Annotated in this window: 17 protein-coding genes; 12 read left to right on the forward strand and 5 right to left on the reverse strand. The window is 68.0% G+C overall.

What is annotated here, in order from left to right:
* Position 1: 1 nt before the first annotated feature.
* The 4 genes from VH569_RS19400 to VH569_RS19415 form a co-directional block, all read right to left on the reverse strand.
* A complete protein-coding gene (locus VH569_RS19400; protein WP_423317105.1) occupies positions 2-880 on the reverse strand; it encodes a branched-chain amino acid ABC transporter permease in 879 nt (292 codons plus the stop codon).
* A 61-nt stretch (positions 881-941) separates the two neighbouring features.
* The gene (locus tag VH569_RS19405) at positions 942-2,120 is read right to left on the reverse strand and encodes an ABC transporter substrate-binding protein (RefSeq protein WP_423317107.1); all 1,179 of its coding nucleotides are present in this window, start codon (positions 2,118-2,120) and stop codon (positions 942-944) included.
* A 65-nt stretch (positions 2,121-2,185) separates the two neighbouring features.
* On the reverse strand, positions 2,186-3,754 hold the full coding sequence (locus VH569_RS19410) for a class I adenylate-forming enzyme family protein (RefSeq protein WP_423317108.1): 1,569 nt from the start codon (positions 3,752-3,754) through the stop codon (positions 2,186-2,188).
* Positions 3,751-4,902 (reverse strand): acyl-CoA dehydrogenase family protein, encoded by a 1,152-nt coding sequence (locus VH569_RS19415; RefSeq protein WP_423317110.1) that lies wholly within the window; start codon positions 4,900-4,902, stop codon positions 3,751-3,753. The genes VH569_RS19410 and VH569_RS19415 overlap by 4 nt, the downstream gene beginning before the upstream one ends.
* Positions 4,903-5,173: 271 nt before the next feature.
* On the opposite strand from VH569_RS19415, the gene VH569_RS19420 reads away from it, so the two are divergent.
* The 8 genes from VH569_RS19420 (at position 5,174) to VH569_RS19455 (ending at position 15,782) form a co-directional block, all read left to right on the forward strand.
* Positions 5,174-5,881, forward strand: coding sequence for a glutathione binding-like protein (locus tag VH569_RS19420; protein WP_423317112.1), 708 nt, complete (start codon positions 5,174-5,176; stop codon positions 5,879-5,881).
* A 187-nt stretch (positions 5,882-6,068) separates the two neighbouring features.
* On the forward strand, positions 6,069-7,295 hold the full coding sequence (locus tag VH569_RS19425) for a GNAT family N-acetyltransferase (protein WP_423317114.1): 1,227 nt from the start codon (positions 6,069-6,071) through the stop codon (positions 7,293-7,295).
* A 28-nt stretch (positions 7,296-7,323) separates the two neighbouring features.
* Positions 7,324-8,526: an ATP-grasp domain-containing protein gene (locus tag VH569_RS19430; RefSeq protein WP_423317116.1), complete on the forward strand. Its 1,203-nt coding sequence runs from the start codon at positions 7,324-7,326 to the stop codon at positions 8,524-8,526.
* A gap of 13 nt (positions 8,527-8,539) precedes the next feature.
* Entirely contained in the window at positions 8,540-9,397 is an 858-nt protein-coding gene (locus VH569_RS19435) for a metallophosphoesterase family protein (protein WP_423317117.1), read from the forward strand.
* An 81-nt stretch (positions 9,398-9,478) separates the two neighbouring features.
* On the forward strand, positions 9,479-11,098 hold the full coding sequence (locus VH569_RS19440; protein ID WP_423317119.1) for a bifunctional metallophosphatase/5'-nucleotidase: 1,620 nt from the start codon (positions 9,479-9,481) through the stop codon (positions 11,096-11,098).
* The gene (locus VH569_RS19445; RefSeq protein ID WP_423317121.1) at positions 11,098-13,563 is read left to right on the forward strand and encodes an ATP-binding protein; all 2,466 of its coding nucleotides are present in this window, start codon (positions 11,098-11,100) and stop codon (positions 13,561-13,563) included. Before VH569_RS19440 ends, VH569_RS19445 begins: the two co-directional genes overlap by 1 nt.
* 190 nt (positions 13,564-13,753) lie before the next feature.
* Entirely contained in the window at positions 13,754-15,346 is a 1,593-nt protein-coding gene (locus VH569_RS19450) for a tyrosinase family protein (protein WP_423317123.1), read from the forward strand.
* 187 nt (positions 15,347-15,533) lie between these two features.
* Positions 15,534-15,782, forward strand: coding sequence for a hypothetical protein (locus tag VH569_RS19455; RefSeq protein ID WP_423317125.1), 249 nt, complete (start codon positions 15,534-15,536; stop codon positions 15,780-15,782).
* Between the two features lie 21 nt (positions 15,783-15,803).
* On the opposite strand, the gene VH569_RS19460 is transcribed toward VH569_RS19455, so the two are convergent.
* Positions 15,804-16,142 carry a DUF1491 family protein gene (locus VH569_RS19460; RefSeq protein ID WP_423317127.1) on the reverse strand — a complete coding sequence of 113 codons (339 nt, stop codon included), beginning with the start codon at positions 16,140-16,142 and terminating at the stop codon, positions 15,804-15,806.
* A gap of 99 nt (positions 16,143-16,241) precedes the next feature.
* Here VH569_RS19460 and VH569_RS19465 point away from each other — a divergent pair, with 99 nt between their 5' ends.
* The 4 genes from VH569_RS19465 to VH569_RS19480 all read left to right on the forward strand — a co-directional run bounded on the left by VH569_RS19465 (position 16,242) and on the right by VH569_RS19480 (position 24,145).
* Positions 16,242-17,723, forward strand: coding sequence for a tetratricopeptide repeat protein (locus tag VH569_RS19465; protein WP_423317128.1), 1,482 nt, complete (start codon positions 16,242-16,244; stop codon positions 17,721-17,723).
* A 210-nt stretch (positions 17,724-17,933) separates the two neighbouring features.
* Positions 17,934-20,546, forward strand: a complete 2,613-nt coding sequence (locus tag VH569_RS19470) for a flagellar hook-basal body complex protein (protein WP_423317130.1) — start codon at positions 17,934-17,936, stop codon at positions 20,544-20,546.
* A 144-nt stretch (positions 20,547-20,690) separates the two neighbouring features.
* Positions 20,691-22,100 (forward strand): flagellar hook-associated protein FlgK, encoded by a 1,410-nt coding sequence (flgK, locus tag VH569_RS19475; protein WP_423317132.1) that lies wholly within the window; start codon positions 20,691-20,693, stop codon positions 22,098-22,100.
* The gene (locus tag VH569_RS19480; RefSeq protein ID WP_423317134.1) at positions 22,097-24,145 is read left to right on the forward strand and encodes a hypothetical protein; all 2,049 of its coding nucleotides are present in this window, start codon (positions 22,097-22,099) and stop codon (positions 24,143-24,145) included. Before flgK ends, VH569_RS19480 begins: the two co-directional genes overlap by 4 nt.
* The last annotated feature ends 57 nt before the right edge of the window (positions 24,146-24,202 follow it).

Here is a 24,202-nt window from a genome sequence, read left to right on the forward strand (position 1 = left end):
CTCATCGCGCCAGTGCCCTCCCCCCGCCGAACAGGCCCGAAGGCGAGACGAACAGCACGACCAGGAACAGGATCATGCCCGCCAATTCCTGCAACGAGGCCGACAGGTAGGTGACCGTCAGCGATTCGATGACGCCGATCATGACGGCGCCGATCAGCACGCCGGGGATCGAGCCCATGCCGGCCAGCACGGTGATGATGAAGGCCTTGACCGTCAGCACATGGCCCAACGCCGGGAAGACGGTTTTGCCGGTGTAGATGGCGAAGCCGGCGAAGGTGGCGAGCAGGGCCGCGATCAGGAAGGACAGGATTTCGATCTTGCGCGGGTTGACGCCCATCAGCGTCGCCGCCGCCCGGTCCGACGACAGCGCCCGCACCGCTCGTCCCTGCCAGGAATGGTTCAGCCACCACCAGACGCCGGCCATCAGCACCAGCCCGCCGACGAAGGACGCGACCTCCGCATTCATCGCGAACAGTGTGTCGGCGACGACCAGGGAATCCTGGAACCAGGGATCGGAGGTCGAATGGATGTCGGCCTTCCAGATCGACAGGATGGCATTCGTCAGGATGATCCCCAGCCCGAAGGTGAGGATCAGCGAGTTGATCTCGCGGTCCTGCCGGATGCGGCTGAGCAGTGCATAGACGATGGCCGACGCCGACCCGACGATCACCAGCGCCACCGGGATCGCCATCACTGGGTTGACGCCATAATTGGTTTCCGCCGCATAGGCGACATAGGCGGCCAGCAGCACCAGCTCGCCATGAGCGAGGTTGATGACCCGCATGGTCCCGAACACCAGCGCCAGCCCGACCGCCACGGTCGCGTAATAGCCGCCGGCAAGCAGGCCCGAGAATAGTGCCTGGAGCGTCAGTTCGAACATGGGTTGCCCCCTGTTGGAGGTGGCCTCATCCCCTTTCCCCGGTTGGGAAAGGCGGTCTCGCTCACCAGGGCACTGCCGGGAAGTTCATCGTTCCGTTGGCGGCGTCCTTCGGCCAGACCAGGACCACCTTGCCGCCCTGGTGCTGGCCCATGCGGTGGGTGAAGTTCAGGTTGTCGCCGTTCCTGTCGAAGGTGACGCGGCCGATCAGGGTGTTGGCGTCGGTCTTGCGCAGCTCGTCGGCCAAGCCGCCCTTGGCGAGCGTCCCGGCCTCGTCGGCGCGGACGACGGCGTCGATCAGCAGGCGGGTCTGGACATAGCCGAACTGCCCCAGATAGTCGGGATCCTTGTTGAACAGCTTTTTGTAGGCGGCGGCGAACTCGACCGCTTCCGGCTGGGTGAATTCCACCGGGTAGGGCAGCATGGAGGTGCCGTAGACGTTCTCCATCAGTTCGGGAAATTCCTTGGCCATCTGCGCGGTGGCGAGCGACCAGACGCCGACCATTGCCTTGACCTGCGGCTTCAGCACCTTGGATGCCCGCAGGATACCGACATAGTCGTTCTCGTAGCCGACCATGGCGATGACGTCGGGACGGTCCTGCAGCTTGACCTTGTTCATCAGCGGCTTGAAGTCGCTGGTGGAGCCGTCGAACTCGTGCATGCCCACCGTGACGCCCTTGGCGGCCAGGGCGCTGTTGACCTGTTTGGCGAGGCTGCTGGTGGCGTCCTTGTTCAGATAGACGATGGAGACCTTCTTCGCGCCCATGTCCTGCAACATGCCGATCATGGCGAGCGCATAGCCGTCGGTGTTGTTGATGCGGAAGAAGGTGGGATAGCCGCGCTGGGTCAGTTCGGGGGAGACGCCGCCCGAGGTGATGTAGACCAGCCCGGCCTTCTGCGCCGCCTCCGACGCCGGGCCGATGATGTTGGACCCGTAGCCGCCGGTGATCGCCACCACCCCGTCGCCGGCCAGCTTCTCCACCGCCGCCACGCCCTTGGCGGGCGAGGTCTCGTCGTCGATGGTCTGGACCTTGAAGCTGTGCTTGCCGGCATAGCTCCTGTTTGCCATCTCGACGGCGACGGAGATGCCCTCGTGCATGCCCTGGCCGACGCGGGCGAGGCTGCCGGTCAGCGGCAGTTCGGAGCCCAGCAGGAAGTCCTTGGCCTGCGCCGCCCCGGCGCCGAGCGCCGCCGACAGAGCGAGGGCCGAGACGGTTACGAGATTGGCGAGCGTCCGGGTCATGCTTTTGATCCCTCCCATGGGCATTGCTTTTTGAGGCTTTGTTTTTCGGTGTTCCGGTCTCGGCGTCAGGCGGCCATCACCTCGGCGGCGAGCGCGCGGAGGCCGCTTTTCAGCAGCTTGCCGGTCGGGCTGGCCGGCAGGGACTCCAGGGCGACGATGCGCGAGGGGCGCTTGTAGGGGGCGAGCCGTTCGGCGGCCCAGGCTTTCAGCTCCTCCTCGGTCGCGCCGCGGCCGGGGACGAACTGGACGAAGGCCACCACCTCCTCGTTGCCGGCGACGGCATGGCCGACCACCGCGGCCAGCGTCACCGCCGGGTGGCTGGTCAGCACGCCCTCCACCTCCTCCGGATAGACGTTGAAGCCGGAGCGGATGACGATCTCGCGGATGCGGCCGACCACGGCGACGCAGCCGTCCGGTTCCAGCCGGGCGACGTCGCCGGTCTTCAGCCAGCCGTCGTCGGTGATGACCTGGGCGGTCAGTGCCGGTTCGCGGTAATAGCCGAGCATGACGTTGGGGGCGCGGACCCACAGCTCCCCCGGCTCGCCATCGGCCACATCCAGGCCGGTGACATGGTCGACGAAGCGCATCTCCACCAGCGGCAGGGCCGGGCCGATGGAGGTGTCGCCGCGCGGCGCGTCGAGCCGGGTCTGCGTCACCGTCGGCGAGCATTCGGTCAGGCCGTAGCCGTTGTGCAGGGCCAAGCCGAAGACCCGCTCCACCGCCAGCTTGAGGTCGAGGTCCAGCACAGAGCCGCCCGACGACAGGTAGCGCAGGGCCGGCGCGGCGGGGTTGCGGCCGGTGACGGTGGCGTGCTCCACCAGCTTGGCGTACATGGCTGGAACACCCTGGAACACGGTCACCCCATCCTGTTCCAGGGCCTGCCACACCGCTGCGGGGGCGAAGCGGGGCACGGTGTGCAGGCAGCCGCCGGCATAAAGGGTGCCGAGGCAGGTCGAGGCCAGCCCGAAGACATGGCTGACCGGCAGCACGCCATAGGTGCGGTCGCCGGGGCCCAGCCCGCGCATCCAGCCCGACACCGAGGCGACGAACAGCAGGCCGCGGTGCGACAGCATCACGCCCTTCGGCTTGCCGGTGGTGCCGGAGGTGTAGATCAGCGCGCCGACCTGCCGCATGTTGCCGGCATGGACCGGCTCCGGATCGGCGTCCAGCAGCGGCCCGACCGCCATCGGCGGCAGATCCGGGTCGCCGAGCGGCTCCGCGCCATGGCGGGCGGCGTGGGCGGCGGCCTCAGGGGATACCGTATCGGTATAGAAGACCCGGCGCGGCCGGCAGTGGTCGCGGATGCCGTCGATCTCGCGCTCCGACAGGCGGGCGTTGACGATGACCGGCCAGGCGTCGCATTCGCTGGCGGCCAGGATCAGGGTGACGGCGGCGAGGCCGTTCTCGCAGACGATCATCACCCGGTCGCCGCCGACCACCCCCAGCCGCTTCAACTGCGCGGCAGCGCTGCCGACCGCCTGGGCTAAGCGGCGATAGCTCCAGTGCTGCGCCCCATCGAACAGGGCGGGGGCGTCCGGAGTCCGTTCCGCCCAGGCGAGCGCGGCGTTGCTGAGGCGTGGCGGCAGCGCCGCCACCATTTCAGCGAAATCGGGAACCGGCCGCCCGGCGGTCATGCCGCCTCCCGGATCATGTTGCGGGCGATGACGAGCTGCTGGATCTGGGTGGTGCCTTCATAGATGCGGAACAGGCGGACGTCGCGGTAGAAGCGCTCGATCCCGTAATCGGCGATGTAGCCGGCCCCACCATGGATCTGCACCGCGCGGTCGGCGACACGGCCGACCATCTCGGTCGAGAACATCTTGCAGCAGGCGGCGTCGGTGTTGACGTTCTGTCCGGCGTCGCGTCGGCGCGCGGTCTCCAGCACCATGCAGCGGGCGGCATAGGCCTCGGCCCGGCTATCGGCCAGCATCGCCTGGATCAGTTGGAACTCGGCGAGCGGCTGGCCGAACTGCTTGCGCTCCATGGCGTAGGACAGGCTGTCGCGGATCAGCCGCTCCGCCAGACCGACGCAGACGGCGCCGATGTGCAGGCGGCCGCGGTCCAGCACCTTCATCGCCGTCTTGAAGCCCTGCCCCTCCTTGCCGCCCAGGATGGCGCTGGCCGGAACGCGGCAGTCCTCGAAGATCACGTCGCAGGTGTGGGCGCCCTTCTGGCCCATCTTTTTGTCGATGGGGCCGAGCGACAGGCCGGGCGTCCCGGCTTCCACCAGGAAGGCCGACACGCCGCGGGCGTCGCGGCTGTCCAGATCGGTGCGGGCGAAGACGGTGAAGAGGCCGGCCTGCGGCGCATTGGTGATGTAGCGCTTGGTGCCGTTCAGGATGAAATGGTCGCCGTCGCGCCGGGCGGTGGTGCGGAGCGAGCCGGCGTCGGAGCCGGACTCCGGCTCGGTCAGGGCGAAGGCGCCGACGATCTCGCCGGCGGCCAGACGCGGCAGATAGCGCTGCTTCTGCTCCGCCGTGCCGTCGATGACGATGCCCTGGGAGCCGATGCCGTTGTTGGTGCCGATCAGCGAGCGGAAGGCCGGGGAGGTCTGGCCCAGTTGGAAAGCGACCTGCACCTCGTCCGTCATCGACAGGCCGAGCCCGCCATACTCCTCCGGGATCGACAGGCCGAACAGGCCCATCTCGCGCATCGCGCCGATCACCTCGGCCGGGATGGCGTCGTCCTCCGCCACCTTGTGCTCCAGCGGGACCAGCTTCTCGCGGACGAAGCGCCCCAGCGTGTCCAGCAGTTGATCCAAAACATCCGTGTCCAAGGCCATGCGTGCTCTCCGTCCGGGGAGAATGATTTCAGGGGAAACCAAGCGTCGGGGGGATCGAGGGGCGCCGCCTCGTCTGTTCGTTGGCCACGCTGACAGATGCGAAAATGCCTGTCAACAAAATGAAATTGAATTTCGTTGAACGGAATATAAGTGGCGGATCGGAGGTCTGCCGCGCGTCTGCGCGGGCTTGCCAGCCGAACCGAAGCGGTTAACCTTTTTCCCGAAATCACGGCCTGGACCGTCAGGCCGATAAATCGCAGGAGGGTTTGGGATGATCGACCTCTATTTCTGGCCGACGCCGAACGGCCACAAGATCACGATCTTTCTGGAGGAAGCCGGGCTGGACTACAGCTTCAAGCCGGTGAACATCTCCACCGGCGACCAGTTCAAGCCGGACTTCCTGGCCTTCTCGCCCAACAACCGCATGCCGGCGATCATCGACACCGCCCCGGCCGACGGCGGCGAGCCGATCAGCGTGTTCGAATCCGGCGCCATCCTTGTCTACCTTGCCGAGAAGACCGGCAAGTTCCTGCCCGGCGACGTGCGCGGCCGCAAGACGGTTCTCGAATGGCTGTTCTGGCAGGTCGGTGGCCTCGGCCCGATGGCCGGCCAGAACCACCATTTCGTCCAATACGCGCCGGAACGCATCCCCTACGCCATGGAGCGCTACGTCAAGGAGACCAGCCGTCTCTATGGCGTGATGGACAAGCGCCTTGCCGACAACGAGTTCCTCGGCGGGGCGGAGCTGTCCATCGCCGATATGGCGAGCTACCCGTGGATCGTCCCGTACGAACGCCAGCAGCAGGATCTGGACAACTTCCCCAACCTGAAGCGCTGGTTCACCGCGATCAAGGAGCGGCCGGCGGTGGTGCGCGCCTATGAAAAGGGGCAGGAGATCAACCCCAACCGCACGCCCACGGTGAATGAGGACAGCAAGAAGATCCTGTTCGGCCAGTCCGCCGACACGGTGAAGCGCTGAGATCGGGTCCGAATTCCCCTCTTCCTCCAGGGAGAGGGGAATTCGGACAACTTCGTATAGGATCCTACCACTTTGCGGCACCCGTTCGCGCCGCGCAGACTTTCGGGTGTCCCCGGCGTAGACGGGACCGTTCGTCTGACCAGCGTGTTGTTTTCGGTAGAGAATATCTACCGGAGATGCCGCGCCGATGAGCATCTGGCCACGCACCGACTCCGACGGCACCCTTCCGCAGAGGGCGACCGGTTCCGCAACCGCAACCGAGATACAGGTCGCCCTGCATCCCCTGCCCTCCATGCCGGAGCTGGCGCGGGCATGGACGGAGCTGGAAAGCCGCTCCGACTCTTCTTTCTTTCTCTCCTGGACCTGGATCGGGCCCTGGCTGGCGCAGATGCCGGACGGGATCGAGCCGCAGCTGCTGGTTGCCCGCCAGGGGGGCGGAACGGTTGGTCTGGCCCTGCTCTGCCCGCGCCTGCGGCGCCGGTTCGGGCTGCTGCCCAGCCACTGCTGGATGCTGCACGAGACCGGCGACCGCGGCTATGACCGGCTGTTCATGGAGTATAACGGCATCCTTGCCGACCGCCGTTTTGCCGACGAGGTGACGGACGCCATGCTGCAATGGCTGGGCGAGCGGCTGGGCGCCAATGACGAGCTGGTGCTGGGCGGCCTGACCCTGGCGGCGGAGCGGGCGGCCCGGCGGGTGGCGGCGCGCACCGGCCACACGCTGCAACTGCGCGTCGCGGACTCCGCACAGTGGGTGGATTTCGCCACGGTGCGCGCGGCGGGAGGCGATTTCCGCGGCGGGCTCGGCCGCAACACGCGGGCGGCGGTGAACCGCAGCGAGCGGCTTTACCGGGCTCGCGGTGCGCTGGAACACCGTGTCGCCACGACGGTGGACGAGGCGCTGGAGTATTTCGCCGGGCTGGAGGTGTTGCATCAGGCCGGCTGGCAGGCGCGCGGGCAGGCCGGAGCCTTCGCCAATGCCGCCTTCCGCCCCTTCCATCGACGGCTGATCGCCGAGGGGATGCCGCAGGGCGCCGTGCGGCTGAGCCGGGTCAGCGCCGGTGGGCAGGCGGTCGGCTATCTCTACAACTTCGTCCACCGCAACCGCGTGCTGAACTATCAGGGCGGCTTCGCCTTCGAGACGGACAACCGGCTGAAGCCGGGGCTGCTGAGCCATGTTCTGGCCATCGAGGAGGCGCTGGCCCGCGGCGAGGATTGCTACGACTTCATGTCGACGCCGGCCGGGCACAAGCCGCTGCTCTCCAACGCCGAACAGCCGATGAACTGGCTGACGCTCGGCCCCGACCGGTTCAGCCGGCGGATGGAGGCGCATGTCCGCCGGGCGCGCGGGGTGATGGCCGATGCGGTCAAGCGGTCGCTGCGCGGATGGATCGCGCCGGCCAAAGGCATTTGAGTGCGGGATCCGAACGGGGGAATTGGCGATGAAGACCGGGATGACGGCCGGGCCGCTGGCCTGCGTGTTGGGCGACATGGATCTGGTGCGCCCGCTGGGGCTGGCCGGCATCCGCTGTGCCGTGGTCGGGCCGCCGGGCGGTGCCACCGCGCATTCCCGCTTCACCGCCCAGCTGATCCCCTGGCAAGGCGGCAATGACGGCACGCTGGTCGACCGTCTGCTGCGCTTCGGCGCCGCCCAGTCGCAAAAGCCGGTGCTGTATATGGAGGAGGACGCCCAGCTGCTGATGGTGTCGCGCAACCGCGACCGGCTGGCCTCGGTCTTCCGCCTTCCGCTGGCCAATGCCGAACTGGTTGAGACTTTGGTGGACAAGGGCCGCTTCCAGGCGATGGCGGAACGGCTGGGTCTGCCGGTGCCGCGCACCCGCCGCCTGCGTCCCCTGCCGGGCAGCGAGGCGCCGGAACTGGACCTGCGCTATCCCCTCATCGTCAAGCCGCTGACCCGCCGTCCCCCCTGGGACGAGATCGAGGGGCTGGGCAAGGCGATCCGGCTGGACGGGCATGATGAGCTTCGCGCCCTGTGGCCGCGCCTGATCCCGGTCGGCATCGAGCTGCTGGCGCAGGAACTCATCCCCGGGCCGGAAACGCGGATCGAAAGCCACCATGTCTATATCGACGCCGGCGGTGCGGTGGCCGGGGAATTCACCGGGCGCAAGATCCGCACCTACCCTGTCGATTACGGTCACAGCACGGCGCTGACCATCACCGACATCGACGGCGAGGGCGCCGATGTGGCGGCGCTCGGGCGGGAGATCGCGGCGAAGATCGGCCTGCGCGGCGTCGCCAAGTTCGACTTCAAGCGCGACCCGGACGGACGGCTGCATCTGCTGGAGATCAACCCGCGCTTCAACCTGTGGCACCATCTGGGAGCGGTCGCCGGGGTGAATTTGCCGGCGATGGTGCAGGCCGACCTGACCGGCCGGCCCCGCCCTGCCCCGGCCCAAGCCCAATCCAAGGCCCGCCCCGGCGCCTGCTGGTGCCACATCAGCAAGGACCGGCTGGCGGCGCGGGAAAGCGGCGTGCCGGCGGCGCGCTGGCTGGCCTGGGTGGCGCGCTGCGAGGCGAAGGCGATCACGCCGGACGACCCGATGCCCTTCCTGCGGCCGAAGCTGGACCGGCTGTTCGCGCGCATGCCCGGCGGCATCCGATCCGGCCGCCTCGTGAAGCCCTGACCCCCGATAACCCATGAAGATCGCCCTGATCTCCGACATCCACGCCAATCTGGAGGCGTTGCAGGCGACGCTCGACGCCATCCGGGCGGAGGGGGCGGAGCGCATCGTCTGCCTCGGCGACATCGTCGGCTACAACACCGACTTCGCCGCCTGCATCGCCCTGCTGCGGCAGTCCGGCGCCGTCTGCATCGCCGGCAACCATGACCGGGCGGTGGCGGGCCTGATCGGCACCGACGGGTTCAGTGGCCCGGCGGCGCGCGCCGTTGCCTGGACCGTTGCAAGGCTGGACGAGGACAGCCGTGCCTTCCTGACCGGCCTGCCCCTGACCGCCGATGTGGACGGTACGCTGGTCGCCGTCCATGGTGCCCTGCATCCGGAAGTGGGCAAGGAGCTGGTCCGGCTGGACGATGACGGAAAGCGGGCCTTGAGCCTGCGGGCGCTCGCGGCGCATCCATCGGTCGCGCGGATCTGCGCCTTCGGCCACACCCATCGGGCCGGGCTCTGGGAATGGCGCGACGGTGCGGTGCATGCGGTGGCGCTGGACGGCGGGCTTAACGACCGGGCGGTGTTGGGTGCGGAGTTGCGGGCGGACGGGCTCTACCTGCTGAACCCCGGCACGGTGGGGGAGCCGCGCGGGGCCGACGCCCGCGCCTGCTTCGCCTGTTACGACACCGCCGCGCGCCGCGTCACCCTGCATCGCGTCGCCTATGCCCGCCGCGCCGCCTTGGCGAAGACCCGTCGGGCGGGGTTGGCGCCACGTTTTGCCGCAGTTCCGGCACCAGTTCGGATGAAGTTGATCGAAATACTGAGACTTCTTGGTGTCTACGAGTGGTTAAAACATGCTCTTCCCCGCCGTGCGTCATCAATATGACAATCCCGTAACGCGGCTTTGCTTCAACAAAGACTGGAAAATGAGCATAATCCGGCGCGGGGGCAATGGTGACGCCGGGCTATGGACATTATCGGTATTTCAATCGGCGCTGCCGGCGGGGTGCGGACCCGGCCCGGCAGGACATCGCCGCCCCTGACCGCATCGCTGGCGCTGGGCCTTGCCATCGGCCTCGCCGCGATCCTGCCGGCCCATGCGCAGGAGACTGACGCCTCCCCCAAGGCGAGCGTGGCGGACAGCGGGCCGGTGCGGCTGACCATCCTCTACACCCAGGGCACCACCGACCTGGACGAGACCGCCGGGCGCGGCGGCATGGCCCGGCTGGCCGGCACGATCCGGCAGGAGCGGGCCGCCCACCCCAACCTGCTGGTCCTGCATGGCGGACAGACGCTGGCGCCGTCGGTGCTCGCCTTCTACGACCAGGGCGCCCACATCATCGACCTGCTGAACGGCATGACCATCGACGCGATGGCCGCGCTGAACCGGGAATACCATCACGGCGACGACCGGCTGAGCGCCCGCGCCTTCGAGGCCGGCTTCCCCATCGTCACCACCAACGCGGTCGACCGCTCCACCGGCCGCACGCCGGACGGTCTGGAGGAGGCGGTGGTGCTGACCGCCGGCCCCTTGCGCATCGGCGTGATGGCGGCGACGCCGGTGCTGACGCGGGAGACCACCCGCACCCAGCGCACCGAGTTCCGCGACCCGGTGCGGGCGCTGGCCGCCAAGGCCGCGGCCCTGCGGGCCGACGGCGTCGATCTGGTGGTGGCGATGACCGGCTATGCCGGCGACACCCACCGCAGCGTGCTGGCCGCCCGGCCGGCCGACATCGTGCTGTACCAGGACCGCAGCCGCCCCTTCGCCGTCGAGTACGACGGCCGGTTCCTGTCCGCCACCGTCGGGCCGCAGGCCGCCTGGGTGCTGGCGCTCGACCTGACGATGCAGCGGGCCGCCGGACCGGACGGCCAGCCGGTGGTGACCTGGACCCCGGCGCCGCGCCTGATCGACACGGCGACGGTGGCGCCCGACCCGGCGGTGCTGATCCAGGCCAGGGCCTATGCGGCGCGGCTCGACACCATGCTGCGGATGGAGGTGGGACGTCTTACCGCACCCCTCGACACCCGCAAGGAGTCGCTGCGGACGGGCGAGAATGCCTTCGCCAATGCGGTGGTCGATACGCTGCGCGAAGCGCTGGACGGCGACGTGGCGCTGTTCAACGGCGGCGGCATCCGCGGCGACCGCCAGTATCCGGCCGGCACCCTGCTGACCCGGCGCGACATCTACACCGAACTGCCCTTCCACGATGTCGGGGTGGTGCTGGACGTCTCCGGACAGCAACTCTGGGATGTGGTGGAGAGCGGCGTGTCGGCGGTGGAGCAGTTGCAGGGCCGCTTTCCCCATTTGTCCAATGCCCGGGCCGAGATCGACCTCGGCCGTCCTCCCGGCCAGCGGCTGCGCAGCCTGTCGGTCGGCGGCAAGCCGGTCGCCCTGTCCGGCCGCTACCGTCTGGCGACCAGCAGCTTCCTGGCGGCGGGCGGCGACGGCTACGGCATCCTGGCCGGCGCGCCGCGGCTGGTGGAGGATCGCAACACCGAGTTCGTCTCCACCCAGATGATCGACCAGATCGCCCGCAGCGGCGAGTTCGTTCCCCGGCTGGACGGCCGCATGACGGTGAGGCGGTGATGGACGGGCTGTCGTCAACCGCCCTGCCGGCATCCGATGCGGTGGTCATAGACAACACCGCGCGGCGCATGCCGCAGACGCCGCCGCCGAAACGCAGGCGGCGGTTCGGCATCGCCCTCCGCATCACGCTGGGCCTGTCGGTGATGGCGCTGCTGGTGCTGCTGATCGGCGGCGTGTCGATGTCCTCCTTCCGCCTGTTCCGGGCGGAGGTGGCGGCGCTGTCCACCAACACCCTGCCGGAGGTCATCACCAGCGCCGAACTGCACGGGTCGTTGCAGAAGCTGGTGGCGCAGCTGCCGCAGCTCGCCGCCGCCGCCTCGACGCCGCAGCGCCGGTCCATCTATGACGGGCTGGTGACGGAACTGGATTCGATGCAACTTCTGGTCGCCCGCATGCGCGGCCTGATGAAGGAGGGCGATCCCGGCGCGGGCGAGCGCGACGGCAATGTCCGCCTGCTGGAGCAGACCCGCTCCACCCTGCTGATCCTGGCCGCCACGGTCGCCGACCTGAACGCCGAGGTCACGCGCCAGATCGACTATGGCGATCGTCAGGCCGAAGCCGCCCGCGCGCTGAGCCGGCTGGCGGCGGCGATCGAGAGCATGCCGGACACCGGGGCCTGGGCGGCCCGCATCGGGGCGCTGATGGCGCGGGCGGCAGGAGCGACGCAGCTCGATCACCTCAGCCGCCTGAAGGGCGAGGCGCGGTCCGCCGAACGTACGCTGGCCGAATTGGCCCGCCTGTCGGGCGGCGCCCCCGACCCCACCGGGCAGATGATGTCCACCGTGCAGGAGGAGCTGTTCTCGCTGCTGGTGGCGCCGGGCGGGTTGTTCGAGAGCGCCATCGACAGGCTGCAGGCGCGCAACCGCGCCCAGGCGCTGACCGGACAGGCCCAGGTTCTGGTCGAGACTGTCGAACGCTCCACCCGCGCGCTGTACGATTCCATCCGCGACCAGTCGGCCGAGCGCACCGATGCGCTGGCGGCGCTGATCGCCGAACGCACCCGCACGGTGATGGTGCTGGCCGCAACGTCGCTTCTGCTGGCGGTGTGCGTCTATTTCTTCTTCCGCCGCTTCCTGTCGACGCGGCTGGTGGCGATGAACCGGGCGGTGCTGGCCCGGCTGTCGGGAAACCGCCAGCCCCCCCATTGCGGCATGGCGGCGCCGGCCGGCCTGCCGGTTCCGGTCCCGGTCGATGGCGACGACGAGATTACCGACATCGGCGCCTCGATCCGCTATTTCATCGAGGAGATCGACCGGCGCCAGCAGGCCCTGGCCGACAACGAGCGGCGCTTCCGCGATCTTGTCGAAGGCTCGATCCAGGGCATCGTCATCCATCGTGACTTCCATGTGCTCTATGCCAACGACAGCTTCGCCGCCATGCTCGGCATGACGGTGGCAGAGGTGGTCGCCCTGCCGTCCCTGCTGTCGGTGGTGGCGGCGACCGAACGCCAGGCGCTGATCGAGGGGTACGACCGGCTGCTGGAGAACGGGCAGTCGACGCCGCGCCGCCGCATCCGTGCCTGCCGGTCCGACGGTGCCGGGCTGTGGGTGGAGCTGACCGGCCGGCGCATCGACTGGATGGACGGCCCGGCGATCCAGGCGGTGGTGGTCGACGTGACGCGCGAGGTGGAGGCGGAGCATGCCCTGCGCCAGTCGCGCGATGCCGCCGAACGCGCGCTCGACGAACTGAAGGCCACCCAGGCCAGCCTGATCCAGGCGGAGAAGATGGCCTCGCTCGGCCAGCTGGTCGCCGGCGTGGCGCATGAGGTGAACACCCCCATCGGCATCACCATCACCGGCGCCTCGCAATTGCAGACTCTGATCGGCGAGCTGTCGGACCGCCACACGGCGAACGCGCTGAAGAAGTCGGACTTCCAGCGCTTTCTCAGCGACGGGATGGAGATGGCCAGCCTGATCCTGTCCAACAGCACCCGCGCCGCCAATCTGGTGCAGAGCTTCAAGCTGGTCGCCGTCGACCAGTCCAGCGACGAGCGCCGCCCTTTCCTGCTGCGGGATTACATCGACGAGCTGCTGCGCAGCCTGCACCCGACCTACAAGGCGCGGACGGCCCTGACCATCGACGTCGCCTGTCCGGCCGACCTGGAGCTGGACGGCTATCCCGGCGCGCTGTCGCAGATCCTGACCAACCTGATCATGAATGCGCTGGTCCATGCGCTGGATCCGGAGCAGCCCGGCCGGATCGCCATCGCCGCCCGGACGCTCGGTCCCGACATGGTGGAACTGTCGGTCGGCGACGACGGCAACGGCATCGCGCCGGACGTGCTGCCCAAGATCTTCGACCCCTTCTTCACCACGCGGCGCGGGGCGGGCGGCAGCGGGCTGGGGCTGCACATCGTCTACAATCTGGTGACCGGCCGCCTGCACGGCACCATCGGGGTCGAAAGCCATCCCGGCGAAGGCACCCGTTTCACCCTGCGCTTTCCCCGAGTCACCGCGACGGCCTAGAGCCACCGGCTGCTTTCCGACCCGTCCTATCCCGGCCTGCGCCTGTCCGCGGAGGATCGGACATCCGCAGGTATGGCGCCATCCGCCCAATCCAGGCCCGCCCGTCGGTGCCGGTTGAATTCACGTGCAAACAGCCGGTTTCCTATACAGGCTTCCAATGTTTTTGTCGTTATGCGGGAGCTTGATCAAAATGAATTTCAATCGGCGCGATTTTCTTGCGACGGCCACGGCTGCTGCGGGTGCCTCTCTGCTGCCGTTCGGTCCGGCGCGGGCGGCGACGGCGAAATACATCCGCTACAGCGCGACCAGCGACGAAGGCAAGGCGATGCTGCGCAGCTATGCCACGGCTGTGCAAAAGATGGTGGCCCTGCCTCCCGATCATCCGCACAACTGGTTCCGCAACGCCTTCGTCCATTTCATGGACTGCCCGCACGGCAACTGGTGGTTCTATGTCTGGCACCGCGGCTATATCGGCTATTTCGAAGAGACGGTGCGCAAGTACAGCGACAATCCGAATTTCGCCTTCCCCTATTGGGACTGGACGCTCCTGCCGCAGATCCCCAACGAGATGTTCGACGGCGCCCTGACCCCGGTCAGCGAAGCCTTCCTGCCCTACACCAAGGATCTGAAGACCTTCACCGCCTCCTTCAAACCGGCGATGAAGGCCTATTGGGACACGCTGAACGAGGCCCAGCGCAAGCAGCTGGACCTTCGCGGCTACAGCAGCTTCGACAAGCTGTGGGACGACGTCACCGGGTGCAGCCACGGCAAGTGCGATCCCGGCAACCAGGCCTTCGCCGCGACCGACCGTGCGCGCTACCTGACCCGCGAGAACCCGAAGCTGGACGACAAGACGGCGAAGGCCTGCTCGCCCCACACGGTGCTGACCGGCCTGCTGCCGGTGGATTACTACAACGCCGATGTGACGCAGAGCTTCACCAGCTCCAAGACGGCGTCGCACAACGTCATGCCGGGCAAGGACACCCAGTTCTCGGTGCTGGAAGGCCAGCCGCACAACCTCGTCCACAACTACATCGGCGGCGTCGGCCCGTGGGATCCGGGCCCCTACGGCAACATGACCAACTTCCTGTCGCCGGTGGATCCCGTCTTCTTCCTGCACCATTCGAACATGGACCGCCTGTGGGACGTGTGGACGCGCAAGCAGCAGCGGCTGGGCCTGCCGATCCTGCCGACCGACAAGGAGGAGCTGTCGCAGCTGTCCCGCGAGCCCTTCCTGTTCTTCGTCCGCGCCGACGGCAGCTATGTCCTCGACGGCCGCGCCGGTGACTATCTCAGCACCGAACGGTTCCAGTACGAGTACCGGCACGGCTTCGGCGATGCGGAATCGGCACAGGTGGCGGCGGCCAAGCCGTCGGCTCCGGTCAAGGGCACGGTGGCGAAGGGCGTGGGGTCGGTCCAGCTGTCGGCGGCGCCGTCCAGCCCGGTGGTGATGGCGGTCAAGGTGACCCGCCCGGCCGGCAGCAACGCCCCGCGGAACTTCGACCTACTGATCAACGCGCCGGCCGGCGTGACGAAGGTGGCGGCGGACAGCCCCTATTATGGCGGCACCATCGGTTTCTTCGGCCCGGCCATGCACGGCATGGCGGACGACGCCACCTTCACCCTGCCGCTGCCCGAGCCCGCGCGCACCGCGGCACTGGCCCGGAACTCGGCCGCGCAGGCGGCGCCGGCAACCGCAACGCTGGAGGTCCGCATTGTCCCGTCCAACGGCTCCGCCACCGCCGCACCGGCAGTCAAGGGGGTCTCGCTCCACACCCTGTAAGGCGGCTTGGCAGGCCGGCAGACTGCCGGCCGCCCTGCTCGCGCTGCTGGTCCTTCTGACGGGCCAGCCCGCGGGCGCGGCATCGGCCGGTCAGTCCGGGAGACCGGACGGGAATGGGGAAACGACGCTCGCCCTGCCGCATCCGCCGCGGCAGGGCGAGGCCGTCATCCTGGCGGTCACCCTGGGCGTGCTCACCCGTGGGCAGACGGTGGAGGTCACGGCGGCGGACGGCGAGCCCATCGGGACCGCCGCCCCTTTCGGTCCCCAGCGCGGTCAGGGCGCCGGAACGGTCACCATTCCGGTGCCGGCCGGGGCCCTGCGGGACGGTCGCCTGACGCTCCGCCTGCGCATCACCGCCTCCGGCGCCCCTCCCCGTCCGCCGACGGCGGAGGAGGTCGGAGAGTTGCGGCTGTCCGTCATCGGCCCGCCGCCCTGACGGCGGCGGTCTGGGCGGCAGTCAGCGCACCGGCCCGTCGAACCAATGCCGGCCCTGGCGGTCCTCCACCTCGATCACCCAGACGTCGGGGTCGTAGCGGAGCTGGCGGGCGATGTAGGCGTCGGCATCGGTCTCCGGCACCGGGTCGGCGCCGGTGCCGCGCGCCCAGAACAGCCGCTCGCCATCGGCCTCGCGTGTCTGGACCAGCACGGAGAAGGTCCGGTCGAGCCGGTTGATCTTCAGAATCACGGTGCCGCGGCTGGGGTCGCCCTTGCGGACCACGGTCATCGCCACGCCCTGGGAATCGGCCGTGCGGATATGGGCCGAGACCCAGAGATGCGTCGGAAGGCGGTCGTCCATTGCCGTGACGGGCTCCTGATCGTCAGCTCTCGCCGACCTGGGATTTTCGCTGTTCTTCGATCCTCGCTCTGCCCGGCCGGCCGGTGTAGAGAAGAGGGTATGGCTACACTCCTGGACGCTCTCAACGCCGCCGTCAACCACCACATGGCCGGCCATGCCGATGCGGCGGCCGACGCCTACCGGCGGATCCTGGCGGCGGACCCGGCCCAACCCGACACGCTGCACCTGTCCGGCGTCCTGCGGGCGCAGACCGGCGACGCGGCGGCTGCAGTGCGATGGATCGCCCGCGCGGTGCGCGTCCGTCCGGCCGCTCCGGCGCCCTGGGGCCATCTGGGGGCGGCCCTGCGGGCGGCGGAGATGCCGGAGCGGGCGGAACCGGTGCTGCGGCGCGCCCTGGCGCTCGATCCGGCCGACGGCGACGCTCTTGAGGCGCAAGGCGCTTCCCTGCATGCGCTGGCGCGCTACCCCGATGCGCGGCGCTGGCTGGAGCGCGCGGCCCGGCTTCGGCCCGGCCATGCGGCGACCTTGCTCAATCTCGGCACCGTCCTGCGCGACCAGCGCCGTTTCGACGAGGCGGAGGCCTGCTTCGATGCCGTGCTGGCGCGCCAGCCCTCCCGTGCCGATGCCCATCTCGCCCGCGCGGTGGGGCGGTTGGTGCGCGGCGACCTGCGCGCGGGATGGGAGGGGTTCGAGCACCGCTGGCAGCGCTTCGCCACCCCGCCCTGGGCCGGACAACCGCCGGGCGGCGCCACCATCCTGCTGCACATGGATCAGGGCTTCGGCGACGCCATCCAGTTCGTCCGTTATGCCCCGCTGGTGGCGCAGATCGCCGCGGCGGGCGGCGGGCGCGTGATTTTGGAAAGCCACATGCTGCTGTACCGGCTGTTCAACCGCTGCCTGGGATCGACGATCCAGGTGCTGTCGCGCGGTGAGGACCCGCCGCCGCACGACATCCATTGCCCGCTGATGAGCCTGCCGCGTGCCTTCGGCACCGGCCTGTCGGACATTCCGGCTGCCGTGCCCTATCTCGCCCCGGATCCCGGCGACGCCGCCCGCTGGCGCGACCGGCTGGACGGGCTGGATGGACCGGGGGAGGAGGATGTTGCCCTCCGGGTCGGGCTGGTGTGGGCCGGCAACCCCCAGCACCGCAACGACCGCAACCGCTCGATCCCGGCGGCGGCCCTGCTGCCGCTGCTGATGGTGCCGGACGTGCGCTTCGTTAGCCTGCAAACCGGCGAGGCCGCCGCCGGGCTGGACCGCCTGCCCGGCGTGACGGTGCCGAACGCGATGGAGCGGGTGCGCGACTTCGCCGACACCGCCGCCATTCTCGCCAACCTCGACCTGCTGGTGACGGTGGACACCGCCATCGCCCATCTTGCCGGGGCGATGGGCGTGCCGTGCTGGCTGATGCTTCCCCATGTGCCGGACTGGCGCTGGCTGCTCGACCGGGCCGACAGCCCCTGGTACCCGTCGCTGCGCCTGTTCCGCCAGCCGCGCCCCGGCGACTGGGCCACGACGCTCGGCACCGCCGCCGCCGTGCTGAAGGCGCAGGCCGCCCGCGCCGTCCGGACCGCCCGGTAGAAGCGGCAACTTCGGCGGGAGCTTTCTGCCCCTCCGCCCCGGCGGCACTAGGCGAAACTTTCCTACCGGGCGGCAATTTCCGGCCCCGCCGCACAGCTTGTTCAAAGAATATAGTGTTTTCAATGGCTTGAATCCGAAGCGGCAGTTGGCACTCCGCTTGCTAGATAGGGCGCAGAAGACCTTTGCCCTTTCTTTCGGAGACCCCCGGCCATGAGCATCTTCGGTTCGATGACAACCGCCGTTCTCGGCCTGAATGCCCAGTCGAAGGCGCTCGGACACATCTCGGACAACATCGCGAACAGCTCGACCATCGGCTACAAGCGTGTCGATTCGGCTTTCGAGACGATGGTCCTGCAGTCCAGCCAGCGTCTGCACGAGCCGGGTGGGGTCACGGCGCAACCGGTCTTCATGAACAACATCCAGGGCAGCCTGACCCAGGTGCAGAGCCCGACCAACATCGCCATCCAGGGCCAGGGCTTCTTCAGCGTCACCAAGGTGGCGACCCAGGGTTCCAGCACGCTGGTGCAGACGCAGACGGGCACGGTCAATTCGTCGGCCGCCTTCTACACCCGCGCCGGCGACTTCGAACTGGACAAGAGCCGCTATCTCGTCAACAGCGCCGGCTATGCCCTGAACGGCTGGCTGGTCGATCCGGTGACGGGTGTCCTGCACAAGGACCAGGTGGCGCCGATCCAGGTCAACTCCCTGATCGACAAGCCGGTGGCGACCAACACCATCGACCTGGCGGCCAACCTGCCGGCGACGCCCAAGGAAGGCGAAAAGGTCCCCGACAGCAGCATCCAGATCTTCGACAGCCAGGGCAACCCGCGCACCGTCAACTTCAAGTGGCGGCAGCAGGCGGACAGCAGCTGGCGCATGGTCCTGGACGCGCCGGGCTCCAACACCAAGCCGGTCGACGGCACCTTCACCGGCAACCCCGCCACCGTGACCTTCGGCCAGAACATCGCCGGCCAGACGGCGGTGGCACAGGTCAACGTCATCACCATCGCCGGCAACAATACCAACGGCCAGGACAACCTGCGCATCGGCGACACCTACTCGGTGAAGGTCGACGGTACCAACTACAGCCTGAAGGTCACCGCCGACAACATCGGCTCGCTCCGCACCTATTCCGGTCTGGCCGGCGCGCTGGCCAACCAGATCAACTCCGCCTCGCCGGCGGCCTCGGTGCTCGCCACCTCGTCGGGCCAGACGATCCGCGTGACCGCCCGCAACCCCGGCACGCCGTTCAAGCTGAACACGGACGTGGTGTCCGGCACCAACACGACCAACACCATCGTCAACCAGACCTCGACGGCGGCGACCGCCAGTTCCGGTGAAATCGACAAGTTCCAGTTCCCGCAGACCCAGGTCGAGGTCGGCGACTCCTTCACCATCAACGTGAACGGAACGCCGATCAGCTACACGGTGACCGCCGCGACCTATCAGAGCTATTCGTCGGTGAGCGACGTCGTCTCGCAGCTGGCCGGCAAGATCAACCAAGCGCTGGGCTCGTCCGTCACCGCCTCGTCGGCCGGCAATATCCTGTCGATCCAGGCCAACGCGGTGAACACCAACGTCACCTCCAGCGCCACGGTGACCAACTCCTCCACCGCGGTGAACACGATGAGCTCGCTGCCGTCGGTCTCCAGCGTGGCCGGCGTTCGCCAGAGCCGCACGGTGACCCTGACCGGCACGCCGGGCGACATCGGCACGCAGTACACCCTCAGCATCAACGGCACGGCGGTGACCTACAGCACCACCGGCGAAGAGATGACGATGGAGGACATCACCGCGGCGCTGGCGAACAAGATCAACTCCAACACCTCGCTGCCGGTGACGGCAACCGCGCAGGGCGGCGTCATCACCGTCACCTCCAAGACCGCGGCCAGCCCGACCAACACCAACACGATGACCGGCACCGGCACGGTGACGCTGAACGGATCCACCATCGACATCGGCGACACCTACAACATCACGGACTCCGGCGGCACGACCTATCCGCTGACGATCACCAACGCCAATTACGGCCTGTACGACACGCCGGCCAAGGTCATGCAGTATTTCGCGTCGGTCGTCCCCGGTGCGACCGCCAGCGGCAATACGCTGACGCTGGCCGGTGCGAGTGGCACGGTCGTCGACGCCCCCGCCGCCCAGTTCACCCTGGACCAGAGCGCGGTCGCCGGCCAGACGCCGGCCCATATCGGCCTGACCTTCGGCAAGACCCCGGAGACGGTCGGCACGCTGACCAACATCTCCACGGCCCTGGTCGGCACCGGCTCGGCGGTCAGCGCCGCCAACCAGTCCGCCGGATCCGACGCCAACGTCACCTTCACCGTCGATTACGGCTTCGGCCCGCAGCAGATCACGCTGAACCTCGGCAAGTACCAGAAGCCGGGCGGCCTGACCCAATATGCCGGCGAGGAGATCAACGTCACCCAGCTGGTCCAGAACGGCGCGCCACGCGGGCAGTTCAAGGACGTGGTGTTCGGCGACAACGGCACCGTCATGGTCAATTACGACAACGGACGGTCGAAGATGGTGGCGAAGGTGCCGATCATCACCTTCAACAACCCCAACGCCCTGCAGCGCGAATCCGGCGGCGTCTTCATCGAGAGCGAAGAGGCCGGCAAGCCGAACTTCAACGATCCGGAGACGAACGGCGCCGGTGCCGTGGTGGCGAACAGCGTCGAAAGCTCCAACGTCGACATCGCCGACGAATTCACCAAGATGATCGTCACCCAGCGGAGCTATTCCGCCAACGCGAAGATCGTCACCACCTCGGACGAAATGCTTCAGGAAGTGCTGGGGCTGAAGCGCTAAGCGCGGCCCTGACCTTCTGATTGCCTGATCGCTTCTTTACCGATCGCCAGCTTCCCGATCGCCGGTTCCCTGATCGTTTGAATGGGGGGCGGCAGCCGTCCCGGCACCGCCCCGACCATCCCGATCCGTGAAAGGTCTCCCGCCATGTCCCTCTTCGCAGCCTTGAACAGTGCCACGGCCGGGCTGCGCACGGTCCAGACCAGCGTCAAGCTGGTTTCGGACAACATCGCGCAGGCCAACGACCCGAACCGCACGCGTCACACCGCCCAGCAGTCGGTGGACGCCAGCGGCCAGGTGGTCAGCACGACCTATCGGCGGGAGGTCGACAAGGCGCTGATGGCCCAGGTCATGGACCTGACCTCGCGCGATGGCGGATCGCAGGTGACGACCACCTACATGCAGCAGTTGGGCGACCTGATGCGGACCACCAACGGGACGCCGCTGCTGAACGACTATTCCGACAAGTTCCAGGCCGCGATCAAGACGCTGTCCACCTCGCCGGAGGACGAGACCGCCCAGTACCAGCTGGTCCAGGCGGCCGAAAGCTTCTCGCGCGAGATCCGCCGCGTGTCGGAGGGGGTGGAGCAGATCGACCGCGACATGAAGACCGACATCACCAAGTCGGTCGACACGGTCAACGACCTGCTGAAGCAAATCAACTCGATCAACAACGACATGGTGTCGCTGCAGGGCCAGGGGGCCGCCGCCAACAGCGTCGCCGACAAGCGCGACGGGCTGGTCCGCGAACTGAGCACCTACATGGGAATCCGCACGGTGGAGCGGCCGGACGGCCGGCTGGCGATCTTCACCCCATCGGGTCTGGCGCTGGTCGATGCGCAGCCGGCAAATCTTTCCTATGACGGCGGCAACATCAACCTACAGGTCGGCAATCAAGTCACCTCGATCAACAACCACCTGACCACCGGCAAGCTGGGCTCGCTGATCCAGATGCGCAAGGACGGCTCGACCACCGAGCCGCCGACCCCGGCCAGCGGCGATCCGACGACGGAGATCATCCGCAAGCTGCGCTCGCAGCTGGACGAGTTCGCCAAGGCCTTCACCGGTCCGACCAAGCCGGGCGAGCCCACCAGCTTCGCCGACGCCTACGACAACGGCGGCACGGCCGCCGCCGGCGAACAGGCCAGCCAGTTCTTCACCGGAACCGACCGTTTCACCATCAACATCAACGCCAAGCTCCTGGACAACACCAGCAAGATCAAGCAGTCCGCCATCGACGACATCGTCAAGGCGGTCAATGCCGCCGGCCGCAGCTTCAGCGCCGACGGCCTGCAGATGAAGGACACCACCTACAGCGCCATGGGCAGTGCCATCACCGGCACCTGGATGGCCGCGGCCAAGACCGCCAGCACCGCCGCCACCTCCAACAAGGAGTCCATGCAGCTCCTCAGCGAGCGCTACCAGTCGCAGACCGGCGTGAACATCGACGAGGAAATCGCCCAGCTCCAACAGCTCCAGACCTCCTACCAGGCTTCGGCACGGGTCATGCAAGTGGCCAATGCAATGTTTGATGCGCTGGAGGCGGTGGTCCGATGAGCTCGATAACGGGAGTCAGCAGCTACTCGAAATATCTGAGCCTTGTCCGGAACCTGTCCGGAGGCCAGAACGACATCAACAAACTGTCCGAACAGCTGACCACGGGCAAGAAATCGGTCGATCTGAACGCCTACGGTCCGGAGGTGCAGAAGCTTCTGGACCTTCGGGCGGAGATGGCGAAGAAGAGCAACTACATCCAGAGCATCGACACCGCCGCACCGCGCGTCGCCGCGACGGACAAGGTGCTGACCTCGATGGAGTCGATCGTGTCGAGTTGGACCTCCAGCACGACCTTCCCCTTCCAGCCCGGTCCGGCCAGCGTCACCACCCCGACCAACACCAACCCCGACGGGATGAAGCTGTCGATCGACGCGTCCAAGTCGACGCTGACCGTCGGCGCCAAATACACGGTCACCGCGGTCCCGTCGCAGCAGGGCACCAACGGCACCTTCGACGTCACGGTGACCGACGGTCTGGGCGGCAAGACCACCCGCGCCATCAACCTGGGCACCACCCCACCCAACGACGGCAAGGGCTACAACTTCAACATCTCCGGCGGCCCCGGCGAGGGCGCGATCCTGAACCTGACCTTCGACAGCCTGAAGGCGGCGTCGAGCAGCAGCTTCTCCGTCAGCTACCCGCAGGCCGATCAGGTCAAGGACCGTGCCGAGGGCGCGATGCGCGACATCCAGGCGCTGCTGAACCAGCGCTTCGGCGACCGCTACCTGTTCGCCGGCTCGCGCTTCGGGACGGAACCGGTCACCGACCTGACGGCGACGACGCAGACCAGCAAGATCACGCTGAACGGCGCGGTGGTGAACACCGACGATTATTTCGAGGTGACCGTCTCCGGCAAGACCTTCGGCTATCAGATCCAGGCGTCCGACCCGAAGACGCTGACCTTCGTCGCCCAGACGCTGACCACCCAGATCAACGCGACCACCCCGCCGCTGCCGATGACGGTGTCGACCTCCAACGGCATCATCTCCCTGGTCGGCCAGCAGCCGGGGCAGAAGTTCGACCTGTCCGCCCGCGTCGTCAACTCCGCCACGGTGGAGAACACCGCGACCGCGCCGTCGACCACCCAGGCGCCGACGGCCACCCTGCCACAGATCGACCGCTTCACCCTGAACGGTGCGGCGGTGGACATCGGCGACACCTTCGAATTCACGGTCGCGGTCGGCGATCCCGACGATCCGTACAACCAGAACTACTATCTGAAGAATCCGACCGAGCCGCACGACCTGCCGCCCTATCAGTCCTACAAGGTCAGCTACACGGTCAGCGACACCGACTATGCCGCCGGCGTCACCAATGTCGGGCAGGTGGCCGACAAGCTGCGCCAGCAGTTCGGCAACCTGAACCCTGCCCCGCCGGTCACCATCGACGCGCTCGGCAACGGTCCGGGCATCGCGCTGACCAGCACGGCCAATGCCGATCCCAACCACCCCGGCCGCTCGTCGCTGTTCTCGACCAGCGCCAAGGTGACGAACGGGTCGCTGCAGAACACCATCTCGGTCGGCACGCTGCCGCCGGAGCAGGACAGCCAGACCGCCGTGCCCAATGCCGAGCCGCCGGACCTGCCCTTCTACGATTCCGAATATCTGACCAAGGGCAAGAATCCCGACGCGTACCGCAAGTCGCAGGTGACGATCGACGACAATCTGAACCTGACCTATGGGGTCAGCGCCGACGATCAGGCATTCCAGACGCTGGTGAAGGCGATGCAGCTGGTGCGGACGGCGGCGGCCAACCCCGGCAAATGGACCGAATACAGCGCCCAGGCGCGCGAGATGCTGACCCAGGCATCGGACCAGATCCGCTCGGTCCATGCCAAGGTCGCGTCCGACGCTGCCACGCTGGAGACCAACAAGGACGCCCACACGGACTCGGTCGCCACCCTGACCGACCGCCTCGCCAAGATCGAGGGCATCGACCAGACCGAGGTCGCGGCCCGGCTGAGCAGCGCGATGAATGTCCAGCAGGCGACCTACACCGTCGCCGGCCAGACGCAGAAGCTGTCGCTGCTGAATTATCTGGCCTGAAAAAGAAAGGGGGCGGCCGGACCGGCCACCCCCCTGCCTTCCGTCAGAACCCGCAGC

This window comes from Azospirillum sp. 11R-A (assembly GCF_049472615.1).
Classification (GTDB): domain Bacteria; phylum Pseudomonadota; class Alphaproteobacteria; order Azospirillales; family Azospirillaceae; genus Azospirillum; species Azospirillum palustre.